Origin of the sequence: Microbacterium sp. Marseille-Q6648, assembly GCF_943181415.1 — a bacterium.
Classification (GTDB): domain Bacteria; phylum Actinomycetota; class Actinomycetes; order Actinomycetales; family Microbacteriaceae; genus Microbacterium.
In genome coordinates, this window is the sequence record NZ_CALPBZ010000005.1 from 404,061 (window position 1) to 416,567 (window position 12,507).

Annotated in this window: 12 protein-coding genes; 7 read left to right on the forward strand and 5 right to left on the reverse strand. The window is 72.0% G+C overall.

The features are described from left to right. Position 1 precedes the first annotated feature (1 nt). Positions 2 to 514, reverse strand: a complete 513-nt coding sequence (locus tag NFR93_RS14070; protein WP_251454467.1) for a glycine cleavage system transcriptional repressor — start codon at positions 512 to 514, stop codon at positions 2 to 4. Between the two features lie 132 nt (positions 515 to 646). On the opposite strand from NFR93_RS14070, the gene NFR93_RS14075 reads away from it, so the two are divergent. Beyond that, positions 647 to 1,645 carry an SDR family oxidoreductase gene (locus NFR93_RS14075; RefSeq protein WP_251454470.1) on the forward strand — a complete coding sequence of 333 codons (999 nt, stop codon included), beginning with the start codon at positions 647 to 649 and terminating at the stop codon, positions 1,643 to 1,645. Between the two features lie 9 nt (positions 1,646 to 1,654). On the opposite strand, the gene NFR93_RS14080 is transcribed toward NFR93_RS14075, so the two are convergent. Continuing rightward, on the reverse strand, positions 1,655 to 2,800 hold the full coding sequence (locus tag NFR93_RS14080; protein WP_251454473.1) for a glycosyltransferase: 1,146 nt from the start codon (positions 2,798 to 2,800) through the stop codon (positions 1,655 to 1,657). A 117-nt stretch (positions 2,801 to 2,917) separates the two neighbouring features. On the opposite strand from NFR93_RS14080, the gene NFR93_RS14085 reads away from it, so the two are divergent. The 5 genes from NFR93_RS14085 to NFR93_RS14105 are packed head-to-tail and all read left to right on the forward strand — an operon-like array spanning position 2,918 to position 7,843. After that, complete coding sequence (locus NFR93_RS14085) at positions 2,918 to 4,399, forward strand: hypothetical protein (RefSeq protein WP_251454476.1); 1,482 nt, start codon at positions 2,918 to 2,920, stop codon at positions 4,397 to 4,399. 49 nt (positions 4,400 to 4,448) lie between these two features. Continuing rightward, on the forward strand, positions 4,449 to 4,712 hold the full coding sequence (locus tag NFR93_RS14090; RefSeq protein WP_251454479.1) for a glutaredoxin family protein: 264 nt from the start codon (positions 4,449 to 4,451) through the stop codon (positions 4,710 to 4,712). A 56-nt stretch (positions 4,713 to 4,768) separates the two neighbouring features. Next, positions 4,769 to 5,629: a tryptophan 2,3-dioxygenase gene (kynA, locus tag NFR93_RS14095; protein WP_251454481.1), complete on the forward strand. Its 861-nt coding sequence runs from the start codon at positions 4,769 to 4,771 to the stop codon at positions 5,627 to 5,629. After that, entirely contained in the window at positions 5,626 to 6,579 is a 954-nt protein-coding gene (locus NFR93_RS14100; protein WP_251454484.1) for an amidohydrolase family protein, read from the forward strand. The genes kynA and NFR93_RS14100 overlap by 4 nt, the downstream gene beginning before the upstream one ends. Next, a complete protein-coding gene (locus NFR93_RS14105; protein WP_251454487.1) occupies positions 6,566 to 7,843 on the forward strand; it encodes a kynureninase in 1,278 nt (425 codons plus the stop codon). The genes NFR93_RS14100 and NFR93_RS14105 overlap by 14 nt, the downstream gene beginning before the upstream one ends. A 31-nt stretch (positions 7,844 to 7,874) precedes the next feature. Here the strand turns inward: NFR93_RS14105 and NFR93_RS14110 are convergent, their stop codons facing one another. From NFR93_RS14110 to ypfJ, 3 genes are all read right to left on the reverse strand, one after another. Continuing rightward, entirely contained in the window at positions 7,875 to 9,359 is a 1,485-nt protein-coding gene (locus NFR93_RS14110) for a DEAD/DEAH box helicase (RefSeq protein ID WP_251454488.1), read from the reverse strand. A gap of 197 nt (positions 9,360 to 9,556) precedes the next feature. Next, positions 9,557 to 10,531 carry a prolyl aminopeptidase gene (gene pip, locus NFR93_RS14115; protein WP_251454491.1) on the reverse strand — a complete coding sequence of 325 codons (975 nt, stop codon included), beginning with the start codon at positions 10,529 to 10,531 and terminating at the stop codon, positions 9,557 to 9,559. Beyond that, complete coding sequence (gene ypfJ, locus NFR93_RS14120; protein WP_251454494.1) at positions 10,528 to 11,397, reverse strand: KPN_02809 family neutral zinc metallopeptidase; 870 nt, start codon at positions 11,395 to 11,397, stop codon at positions 10,528 to 10,530. Before ypfJ ends, pip begins: the two co-directional genes overlap by 4 nt. 66 nt (positions 11,398 to 11,463) lie before the next feature. Here ypfJ and NFR93_RS14125 point away from each other — a divergent pair, with 66 nt between their 5' ends. After that, complete coding sequence (locus NFR93_RS14125) at positions 11,464 to 12,471, forward strand: malate dehydrogenase (protein WP_251454496.1); 1,008 nt, start codon at positions 11,464 to 11,466, stop codon at positions 12,469 to 12,471. Positions 12,472 to 12,507: the final 36 nt, after the last annotated feature.

Here is a 12,507-nt window from a genome sequence, read left to right on the forward strand (position 1 = left end):
GTCACTCGGTGAGGGTGACGTCCACCTGGATCTCGGTCGCGAGACGCTCGAGCTCGCCGGTGACCACGCCCAGATCCACGGATGCCGGAACGCGCGCCACGACGGTCGCCTCGAAGAGGCGCCCGCCGTACATGGCCGCGTCGCGGGTCTCGGTGCTCAGCCGCTCGATGCTCAGGTCGTGTTCGCGGAGCACGGCGCTGACGTCGCGGACGATGCCGGGACGGTCGTTGCCCAGCACCTGCAGCGTGAGGTGGCGCGAGGGCGCGGCATCCTTCTCGGCGGCTCCGGTGTGGACGGCCACGGTGAGCAGTCCGTCGAGCACGGTGAGCGCGACGCGCAGCTCGTCGGCGCGATCCTCGGGGACCGAGACCTCGATGACGCCGGCGAAGGCGCCGGCGAGCTCTGCCAGGCGGCTGTTCTCCCAGTTGCCGCCGTGCTCCTCGACGATGTCGGCGACGGTGGCGACGAGACCGGCGCGGTCGTCGCCGACGACGGTGAGGACGAGGGTGATCACGAGCGCCAGCGTAGCGCTCGCGCCCGGGCCGCGTCAGCGCCGCGCGTCCAGCCCGCCCGGACCTGCCCTCTGGTGCTGACGGCGGCCGCTGGGGCATGATCTGCCTCAGGCCGCATCGCCGAGGGGGGCTGCATGACGGATGCCGGACGACCCGTGCTCGCGCGCTGGCACGTCGATCTTCCCGACCTCTCGGGCCGCCGCGCTCTGGTCACCGGCGCCAGCGACGGGGTTGGGGCCGAGATCGCGCGGGCGCTCGCGGGTGCGGGCGCGCATGTGGTCATGCCGGTGCGCTCGCGGGCGAAGGCCGCGGTGGTCACCCAGCGCATCCTCGCCGAGACTCCGGACGCGCAGCTGTCGGTCCGGCTGGCCGACCTGTCGTCGCTCGGGTCGGTCGACGGGCTCGTCCGGCAGCTGCTGGCCGAGGAGGAGCCGATCGACATGCTCGTGCTGAACGCCGGGATCGTGCTCCTGGGCGATCCGGCGCGGCACGTCAGCACCGACGGGTTCGAGCTGCACCTCCAGACCAACGCCCTCTCGCACGTGGCGCTGACCGCCGGCATCCTGCCTCTGCTGCGAGCGCGCGGTTCTCGCGTGGCCGTGCAGTGCAGCCTCGCGGTGAAGCACGGGACGCTGGCGTTCGACGACCTGCAGGTCGAACGCGGATACCGCCCGCTCCGCGCCTACACGGCGTCGAAGGTCGCACTCGGCCTGTTCGCCGTCGAGCTGGCACGCCGCAGCGGGGCCGGGGACTGGGGGGTGCGGGTCGCGCTCTGCCACCCCGGCATCGCCCTCACGAACATCGCGCCCGCAGAGCTGCGCGGGCGCCGCTCCCCCGGCGCGCGGCTGGGGCGCGCGCTCATGGAGCGCCGCATCCTGAGCCAGAGCGCGGGCGAGGCGGCGCTCCCGGCGCTGCGGGCGGTGACGTCTCCCGACGTGTCGTCCGGAGAGCTGGTGGTGCCCTCGGGGGCGTTCGAGCTGCACGGGAGCCCCCGAGCGAGGAAGCCGTACCGGAGCATTGCGGACCCCCTCGCCGCCGCACGGGCGTGGGACGTGCTGACGCAGCTCGCGGGTGCCCGCTTCCCGGCCGAGCCGGGCACGCCGCCCCTCGGTCCCGGCAGCGGGCGCGGCTGAGGATCCGGGTCAGAGCTCGCCCGGCGACGTGGCCTGGCGATCGAGCTCGTCGACGAAGCGGCGCGCGGCGCTCGGCTCGGCGTCGGGCTTGCGCGGGGCGTAGACCACGAGCGAGTGGAAGACGAAGCGCACGACGAACGCGACCACGAGCGTGATCGCCGTGGCCACCACGGCCGACAGGTGCCACGACTCGACCATGAACGCCATGATCGGGATCCGGATGAGAGCCTCGGCGTTGTTGAACGAGAACGACTTCGCGAAGCGCACCCAGCCAGTGGAGGCCTGATCGCGCATGTCGTGGAAGACGAACCGCTCCATGAGCAGGAAGTTGCCGATGATGGTCGCCTCGGCGCCGATGACGGCGGCGACGATGTAGTCGACCCCCAGCTGCGTGAGAGCCCACACGATCGCGAGGTTCGCCACCGCCCCGAGCCCGCCGATCACGGCGAAGAGCGACATCTTGCCGAACCGCAGCGCGGCCAGCTGCGATATGAAGTGCAGCCCCTGGCGGAAAGACGCTTTGGAGTCGCCGGCATGGCGATCGGCGAAGTCGAACGGCACCTCGGCCACCCGCAGGGCGCGGCGCGCGAGGATCTCGAGGAGGATCTTGAAGCCACGGGGCTGGAGCAGCGCCTGGTCGACGCTGCGCCGGTCGAGGAGGAAGAAGCCGGTCATCGGGTCCGAGACGTTCCGCAGCCGCACCGGGAACATCGCGCGGGTGATCGCCGTCGAGGCCTTCGACACCATCACCCGCGTCCGGTCGGCCAGGCCGCCCGACGTGCCCCCGCCGGCGTACCGCGAGGCCAGCACCAGGTCGACGTCGCCGCGTTCGAAGCGCTCCCACAGGACCGGGATCGTCTCGGGGGGATGCTGCAGATCGCCGTCGATGACCAGGCACGCATCCGACTCCGCCGCGGCGAACCCCTCGAGCACCGCCCCGCCCAGTCCGCCGGCCGCGTGGGCACGGTGGATGACGCGCACCGGCAGCGGCGCGGTGGCGGCGACGGCCTCGATGACGTCGGGGGTGTCGTCCGTGCTGTCGTCGACGAACACGATCTCGGCATCGAGGCCGTCCACCGCCGCCGAGACGCGACGGACCAGCTCCGAGACGTTCGGAGCCTCGTTGTAGGTCGGGACGATGATCGAGAGCTGCACCGGGTCTATCGTCGCACGCGCCCTCGCCCGCCAGGGCGCGGATTTCTCGCCCCGGATCATGCGTGCGCTGCGGCGTCCGGTCCCTATGCTGGCGGCAGGACCGGCGGAGGGGGAACCGTGGTGCGGGATCGGCGTGGGGTGCTGCTGCTGGCCGGCATCGCTCTGGTCGCCCTCACGACGCGGTTCCTTCCGTATGTCCTGCCCGGGGTGCTGGTCACGCAGCGCGAATACGACGACGGCGTGATGTTCGCCGCAGCGCTGTCGATGCTGTCGGGCCAGTGGCCGTATGAGGACTTCGTCTACCTGCATCCGCCGGGCTCGTTCCTGTGGCTCGCACCGCCCGCGCTGCTGGCCGGCGTCGTCGACGAGGCCACGGCCTTCGCCGTCGCCCGGATCCTGGCGGTGGCGACGGGGGTGGCGAACACGGTGCTCATCGGCGTGCTGCTGCGCCGCTTCGGTACGGCGGCCATGGTGACCGGTGCGCTGCTGTACGCGGTGTGGCCGGTGGCGGTGGCGACCGAGCAGGTGTACCTGCTCGAACCGGTGCTGAACCTGCTGCTGCTCGTGGCGCTGTGGTCCCTGTCGCGGCGAGCGCTCGCGATGACGTGGATCGCCGGCATCGCGCTCGGCGTCGCCCTCACCGTCAAGTACTGGGCCGTCGTCGACATCGCGGTCGTCGCGGTCATCGTGGCGGTGCGCTTCGGCGCGCGCGGACTCGTGCGCTTCGTCGCCGGCGCCGCGGGGGCGGCGGCCGTCGTGGCGCTGCCGTTCTTCGTCCGCGCCCCTGCGGAGATGTGGCAGCAGAGCGTCATGACCCAGCTGTCGCGTCCGCCGGCGGGAACGAGCCTGGCCGCACGGGCCAACCGGTTCTCGCTGTTCGTCGACGTGCCGTGGCTGGACGCCCTGGTGCCGTGGCTCGTGTGGGCGGCGCTGCTCGTGGCGCTGCTCGTGATCGCCCTGCTCCCCCTCGCACGCGCGCTCCGCGCGAGGACTCGCGCGTCGGTCTGGCCGGATGCCGTGTGGTGGGGGCTCCTCGCCGTGATCCACGCCGTGCTCATCGCCGCGAGCGGCGTCTTCTACAACCACTACGCCACCTGGGTGCTCGCCCCGCTCGCGCTGTCGACGGGCGCCGCCGTCGCCGCCCTCTCGCATCGGCGGGTGCGGCGCGGACTCGTCGCCGGGATCGCGGCGGTCGCGGTCGTGACGGTCATCGCGGGCCTGACGGCCGTGCGACCGACGAGCCTGCGCATCGACGAGGTGACTGCTTGGTCGTCCACGCGGGAGTGCGTCTGGGGCGATCCGACGAAGCTGATCCAGGCCGACACCGTCCAGCGCAACATCGCCCGTGGCTGCGCGTTCGACGTCGATCCGTTCGGGGTCGGGCTCGTCCTCGTCGGACCGGATGCCGCAGGCGACGCCGTGCAGGACGAACCCGTCGTGCACCAGCACACCTGGCGGCAGCTCGAGCGTGCGGACGGCGTCGTGCTCGGCACCGAGCCTGCGCCGCGCGCCGGAGGCGGTCCCGGACGGTTCGCCGAGGAGTTCGCGCCCGCCGGCTCGAGTGGCGGTGTGGGCATGTGGAGTCGTCGCGGGACGTGAGGAGCGGCATCCGGGCCCTGCTCAGGAAGCATCCGTGAGAATGGAGCGCATGACTTCTGACGCTTCGTCCTCGATCACCATGTTCGGCGCCGACTGGTGCCGCGACTGCATCCGCACCAAGAAGCAGCTCGACCAGCTCGGCGTCGAGTACACGTACGTCGACCTCGTCGCCGACCCGTCCGCAGCGGACGTCGCCCGCGACATCTCGGGTCGCACGAACATCCCGGTGGTGGTGTACCCCGACTCCACCCACCACGTCGAGCCCTCGAACGCCGACGTCGAAGAGAAGCTCAAGGAGCTTTCGCTCATCTGATCCGCCGCGCCCCACCGGCTCTGCCGCCCGCGAGCGGCGGTGGATAGGCTCGGGGCGTGAACGAAGGCGTCGAGCGCAATACGCGCCGGATCGAAGGTTCGGTGGTCACCGACTTCACCGACCGCATGAGCTACGGCGGGTATCTCGACCTGGGGACGCTGCTGAGCGCGCAGCGCCCGCTGAGCGAACCCGAGCACCACGACGAGCTGCTGTTCATCATCCAGCACCAGACCACCGAGCTGTGGCTGAAGCTGGTGCTGCACGAGCTGACGGGCGCCGCGGACCTGCTGCGCGAGGACCGGCTCGCCCCGGCCCTCAAGTGCATCGCGCGGGTCAAGCACATCCAGAAGACGCTCACCGAGCAGTGGTCGGTGCTGGCGACCCTGACGCCCGCAGAGTACGCGCAGTTCCGCGGCATCCTGGGCAATTCGAGCGGCTTCCAGTCGGCCCAATACCGCGCCGTGGAATTCCGGCTGGGCAACAAGAACGCCGCCATGCTGCGGGTGTTCGACGCGGATGCCGCGTCGAGCGCGCTCCTGCAGGACGCCCTCGAGGCACCCAGCCTCTACGACGAGTTCCTGCGATTGCTGGCGCGTGCGGGCTACGACATCCCCGACGGCGTCCTCGAACGGGACGTCACCGAAGCCTGGACCTTCACGCCCGAGCTCGTGCCGGTCTTCGCCGCGATCTACGACGATCCGCAGGCGCATTGGGCGGCGTACGAGACGTGCGAGGAGCTGGTCGACCTCGAGGACAACTTCCAGCTGTGGCGGTTCCGCCACCTGAAGACCGTCGAGCGCATCATCGGCGGCAAGACGGGCACCGGCGGATCCAGCGGGGCCCCGTTCCTGCGGCGCGCACTCGAGCTCACCTTCTTTCCGGAGCTGTACGCGGTGAGGACGGAGATCGGGCGATGATCGAGCTGCTCGGACCCGACGCCCGTTTCGCGCGACGTGCTCTCACCGGCGAGCACGGCGTCTCGCTGCCCGCCTTCATCGACCACCACGTGCACCTGCACCTGATCGACGAGCACGCTCTGCCCGCCGGAGGGATCGCGGCCGTGCTCGACCTCGGCGGGGACCCCACTGCTCTCGCTCGACGCTCCCGCGAAACCATGCCGCACGCGGCATACGCGGGGGCGTTCCTGACGGCGCCGGGCGGCTACCCCTCCGGAAAGTCCTGGGCGCCGGCGGCGACGGTGCGCGAGGTGTCGTCGGCCTCGCAGCACCCGGGGGTGCCCGGCGGCGCCGCGACGGCGGTCGACGAACAGGCGTCCTGCGCGGCATCCGTCATCAAGGTCGCGCTCCACGCGGGCGCTCCGGGCGTGCTCGACCCGCCCACGCTCGAGGCGATCGTCGCGAGTGCGCGCGAACGCGGGCTGCCGGTGGTCGCGCACGTCGAGGGCGAGGGCATGACGCGACGGGCCCTGGACGCGGGGGTCGACGCCCTCGCGCACACGCCGTTCAGCGAGTGGCTCGACGGAGCCTCGATCGCGCGAGCGGTGGCGCTCGGACAGCGATGGATCTCGACGCTGGCCATCCACGACGGCGTCGAGCGCGAGCGCGCGATGCTCAACCTCGAGACCTTCGCCCGCGCCGGCGGTCACGTTCTCTACGGCACCGACCTCGGCAACGGCGAACGGCCCGCCGGCATCGACGTCACCGAGCTCGAGGCGCTCCACGCCGCCGGCGTCCGAGGCCCGTCGCTCATCGCCGCGCTCACCGCGGCCTGGCCCGGCGGGGTCGCCACGCGCGGCGTCGCCACCTTCATCCCCGGTCCTGCCCCGTCGTCCGACGACGGGATCCCCGCGTGGCTCGCGGGCGCGACCGTCACCCCGATCGAGGAACTCGTCCATGACGACCACTGACCCCGCAACCGATCCCGCGGCCCCCGCCGCACGTGAAGACCTCGACGAGCGCGCCGCGAAGCTGGATGCCGCCGATCCCCTCGCGGGCCTGCGCGACGAGTTCATCGGCAGCGAGACGCCGCTGGTGTACTTCGACGGCAACTCGCTCGGCCGCCCACCCCGCGCCACCGTGGACCGCCTGTCGTCGTTCGTCGTGGACGAGTGGGGCGGGCGGCTCATCCGCGGGTGGGACGAGTCGTGGATGAAGCTGCCGTTCGACATCGGCGACACGATCGGCCGCGTCGCGATCGGTGCGGCCGCCGGCCAGACCGTCGTCGGCGACTCGACGACCGTGCTGCTCTACAAGCTGCTGCGGGCGGCGTTCGACGCCCAGCACGCCGTCGATCCCGCGCGTGTCGAGATCGTGTGCGACACCGACAACTTCCCGACCGACCGCTACCTCGTCGACGGCATCGCGCGCGAGCGCGGCGGGCGCGTGCGGTGGATAGACGTCGACCGCTCCGCGGGCGTGACCGCCGAGGTTCTCTCGGGCGCGGTCGGGGCCGAGACCGCCGTCGTGCTGCTCAGCCACGTCGCATACCGCTCGGGGCATCTCGCCGATGCCGAGACGCTCACGCGGGTCGCCCACGATGCCGGAGCGCTGGTGCTGTGGGATCTCTGCCACAGCGCCGGTTCGGTGCCGGTCGAGTGCGACGCGTGGGGGGTGGACCTCGCGGTGGGCTGCACCTACAAGTACCTCAACGGCGGACCGGGATCACCCGCGTTCGCCTATGTCGCGGCGCGCCACCAGCAGTCCCTCGCGCAGCCGATCCAGGGCTGGATGGGTGCCGCGGACGTCTTCGCGATGGGACCGGAGTACGTTCCCGCCGACGGCATGCGACGCTTCCTGTCGGGCACGCCCCCGATCGTCGGGATGCTGGCGATGCAGGACACCCTGTCGATCCTCGACCGCGTCGGAATCGAAGCCGTCCGCGCCAAGTCCCTGGCGCTGACGTCGTTCGCGATCGACGCCGCCGACGGGCTGCTGGGCCCGCGGGGCGTCACGGTGGCCTCGCCGCGCGACCCGGGAGCCCGTGGCGGACACGTCACCCTTTCGCACCCGGCGATGCGCGCGGTGACGGCGCGGCTGTGGTGCGAGGACGTCATCCCCGACTACCGCGACCCCGCGGGACTTCGGATCGGCCTGTCGCCGCTGTCGACGAGCTTCGCCGAGACCCTACGCGGGCTGCGGGCGGTCGCAGACGCACTCGACGCCGAGGCCTGAGCCCCGGCGTCGAGTGTGACGAGCTGAGTGGTCAGCGACCGCCGCGACGGGCGCCGCCGCCGTTGGGACGCACGACCGAGCCGACCATGAGCTTCGGAGCGGCAGCCCCGCGACCCTGGCCGCCACCGCTGCGGCGGCGCTGGCCACCACCGGCGGCCTGGCCGGTGCGCGCGGGCTGGTCGGCGCTCTGCGCTGCCTGACCCTGACCGCGGCCGCGGCCCTGACCGCGAGCCTGACCCTGACGCTGGCCGCCCTGGCCCTCGCGCTCCGAGCGTGCGGCGCGCTTGCGCTGGGCGTTGGCACCCTGGCTCGTGCCGGCGACCGGCGCGGCCTTCGGGGCGGGGGTGACGAAGGCGGCGACCTCGCCGACGAGCTCGGTCACCTGGGCCGACTCGTGGTGCACGGCCACGGGCGTCGCCGAGATGGCAGCGGCGCGCAGCAGCTGGGTCACGTCGCGACGCTGCTCGGGCAGCACGAGGGTGACGACCGAGCCCTCGGCGCCGGCGCGCGCGGTGCGGCCGGAGCGGTGCAGGTACGCCTTGTGCTCGGTGGGCGGATCGACGTGCACGACGAGCTCGACGTCGTCGACGTGGACGCCGCGGGCGGCGACGTCGGTGGCGACGAGCACCTTCGCCTCGCCGGACGAGAACGCCGCGAGGTTGCGGTCACGGGCGTTCTGCGACAGGTTGCCGTGCAGGTCGACCGAGGGGATGCCGCGGGCGGTGAGGTGCTGCGCGAGCTTCTTGGCCTGGTGCTTGGTGCGCAGGAACAGGATGCGGCGGCCGGTGCCCGAGGCGAGCACGCGCACGACCTCCTTCTTGGCGTCCGGGTCGGCGACTGAGAAGACGTGGTGGGTCATCGCGGCGACGTGCGAGGTGGCCTCGTCGACGGAGTGCAGCACCTCGTTCTTGAGGAACCGCGACACGAGCTTGTCCACGCCGTTGTCGAGGGTGGCGCTGAACAGCAGTCGCTGGCCACCGGCCGGCGTGGCCGACAGGATGCGGGTGACACCCGGCAGGAAGCCCAGGTCGGCCATGTGGTCGGCCTCGTCGATGACGGTGATCTGCACGGCGTCGAGCTTGACGTAGCCCTGCTTCATGAGGTCTTCCAGGCGACCGGGGCAGGCGACGATGATGTCGACGCCGTCGTTGAGCGCCTGGACCTGGCGCTGCTGGCTGACGCCGCCGAAGATGACGGTCGTCGACAGGCCGGCGGCACGGGCGAGGGGCTCGAGCGTGGCGTTGATCTGGGTGGCGAGCTCGCGGGTGGGTGCGAGCACGAGGCCGCGGGGCTTGCGGCGACGCTGGTTCGCGGCATCCAGTCGGGCGGCGAGCGGGATCGCGAAGGCGAGGGTCTTGCCCGAGCCGGTCTTGCCGCGGCCGAGCACGTCGCGACCGGCGAGGGTGTCGGGGAGGGTGTCGATCTGGATCGGGAAGGCGGTGGTCTTGCCGTCCGCCGCGAGCGTGTCGACGAGGTTCTGGGGCACGCCGAGCGCGCCGAAAGTGATGTCAGTCATGAATGTGTGTTCTCCGGGCACGATGGTGCCCTGGGTCGGTGCCGCGTCGGATCTCGTCCGCGGGTCGCCGTACGAAAGATGTCAGCCTGCGAGAATCCCGGGGGACCGCGGCGAGGGAAGCGTTCTACGACGCAAGAAGCGCGTCGGAGCGCTGCCAGATCCCCCCACCCTAGCAGGGCGACGCTCGGCGGCCGCCGTCAGGAGCCGGCGAAGCCGTCGGCGGCGGCACGCAGAGCGCGGGCGATGCCGGGCTCTGAAGCGGCGTGAGAGGCGTCCGGCACCACGACGAGGTCGGCTTCGGGCCACGCCCGATGCAGGTCCCACGCGGTCATCATCGGCGTGCAGACGTCATATCTCCCCTGCACGATGACACCCGGGATGCCGCGCAGGGCGTGCGCGCCGCGGATGAGCTGCTCGGGTTCGAACCAGCCGTCGTGCACGAAGAAATGGTTCTCGATGCGCGCGAAGGCGGTCGCCGCGGCATCCTCGGTCATCCCCGAGATGAGCTCCTCGTCGGGGAGGAGCGTGAGCGTGGCGGCCTCCCACCGCGACCACGCGACGGCGGCGGGCACGTGCACCGCGGGATCCGGATCCGACAGCCGGCGATGGTACGCCTCGATCATGCGGTGGCGCTCGAGCACCGGGATGGGGGCGATGAACTCCTCCCACAGGTCGGGGAACAGCGCCGCCGCGCCGCCCTCGTAGAACCACTCCAGCTCGTGACGGCGAAGGGTGAAGACCCCACGCAGCACCAGTTCGCTCACCGCGGTCGGGTGGGACTGCGCGTACGCGAGGGCGAGGGCGCTCCCCCACGATCCGCCGAAGACCTGCCAGCGGTCGATGCCGAAGTTCCGGCGCAGCAACTCGATGTCGGCGACCAGATGCCACGTCGTGTTGAAGCGCAGGTCGGCGGCCGGCTCGCTCGCATGCGGCGTGGACCGTCCGCAGCCGCGTTGATCGAACAGGATGATGCGATAGCGATCCGGGTCGAAGAACCGCCGGTGCCAGGGCGACGTGCCGGCCCCCGGGCCGCCGTGCAGGAACACGACGGGCTTGCCGTCGGGGTTTCCGGACTGCTCCCAGTAGACACGATGCCCGTCGCCGACCAGCAGCTCTCCGGTCTCGTACGGCTCGATGGGCGGGTAGAGGATCTCGTCGAGGAGACCGCTCACAGACGGTCCCCCGCGATGGAGAACGTGTCGCACACCGAGACGCCGCCTTCGTAGCCCTCGCGGAACCAGCGCTCGCGCTGGTCGCTGGAACCGTGCGTCCAGGACTCGGGGTTGACCTGTCCGCCTGACTGCTCCTGGATGTGGTCGTCGCCGACGGTCTCGGCGGCGTTGAGCGCATCGGCGACCTGCTGCTGCGTGGGAGGCTCGAGGAACGGCGTGCCGCTCTCGTCCTCCTGCTCGGTCATCTGGCCGACCCAGGCGCCGGCGAAGCAGTCGGCCTGCAGCTCCATGCGCACGCCGTTGCTGTCGGGGCCGGTGCCGTTGTTGGGGTTCTGCTCCATGACGCCGGTGATGTACTGCACGTGGTGGCCGTACTCGTGGGCGAGCACGTAGAGCTGGGCGAGCGGGCCCGCGCTGGCGTCGAAGCGCTCGCGCAGCAGGGCGTAGAAGGTCGGGTCGATGTAGATCGTCTCTTCGGGCGGGCAGTAGAAGGGCCCCGTCGCGTTGGACGCGGTGCCGCACTGCGTGGAGGTCTCGCCGTCGACGACGATGACGCCGGGCTCACGGTAGCCCTCGACCGTTTCGGCCCAGAACTGGTCGATGGCGAGCGACCCGGCGGCGATGCGGCACGCGTCGTCCTCGTTCGCGTCGGCTCCGGTCTCGCAGTCCTGGATCTCGCTCTCGGGCGCCGGCGCCCCGCCGCCTCCACCGCCCCCGAGAAGACCGGACAGATCGGTGCCGGTGAAGAGGCTGATCAGCAGCACCGCGATGGCGCCGATGCCGACTCCACCGCCCGCGATGGCTGCACCGCGCCCGCGCCGACGCGCCCGGTTGCCCGAGACGTTGGCGTTGTCGTTGAACGTCATGGCCACACCGTACTCCGTCGTCGCCGGTTCCCGACGCCGCTTGACAGGCGGCAATAAGCTCGCCCCATGACCCCGCCACCTGTCACCGTCACGATCACCGGCGCGGGAGGCCAGATCGGCTACGCGCTCCTGTTCCGCATCGCCGCGGGAGACATGCTGGGCGACCGCGACGTCCGCCTGCGGCTGCTCGAGATCCCGCAGGGGATGCGCGCCGCCGAGGGCGCAGCGCTCGAACTCCAGGACTGCGCCTTCCCGCGGCTCGTGAACGTCGAGGTCACCGACGATCCGGGCACCGCGTTCGACGGCTGCAACGTGGCCATGCTCGTGGGCGCGCGCCCGCGCGGCCCGGGCATGGAGCGCGCCGACCTGCTGGCCGCGAACGCCGGCATCTTCGGACCGCAGGGCGCGGCCATCGCCGCGGGCGCCGCCGCCGACGTCCGCGTCGTCGCGGTGGGGAACCCCGCCAACACGAACGCCCTCATCGCGGCGTCGGCGGCGCGCGGCATCCCGCCCGAGCGCTTCACCGCGCTCACCCGGCTCGACCACAACCGCGCGGTCGGGCAGCTGGCCGAGACCCTCGCCGTGCGACCCGGCGGCATCGAAGGCGTCATCATCTGGGGCAACCACTCCGCCACCCAGTTCCCCGACGTGGCACATGCGACGGTCGACGGCGTGCCGGTGGTCGACGTCCTCGCCGACCGGCTGGGCGGCCCGGACGCCGCCCGCGCGTGGCTCGACGACGTGTTCGTGCCACGGGTGGCGCGACGCGGAGCCGAGATCATCGAGGTGCGGGGATCATCGTCGGTCGCCTCGGCAGCCAGCGCGGCGATCGACCACGTGCGGGACGACGTGCTCGGCACGCGGGGTCGCCGCACGTCGGCGGCGGTCGTCTCGCACGGGGAGTACGGCGTTCCCGAGGGACTGGTGTGCTCGTTCCCCGTCGTCTCGGACGGCACCGGCTACCGGGTCGTCGAGGGTCTTTCGCTCGACGACCGCTCACGCGCCCGACTGGACGCGTCTGTCGCAGAGCTCGTCGCCGAGCGCGAGGCCGTGGCCGCCCTCGGCATCCTCTGACCCGGCGTCGTAGGGGACAATGGTCCGAAGCGAGGG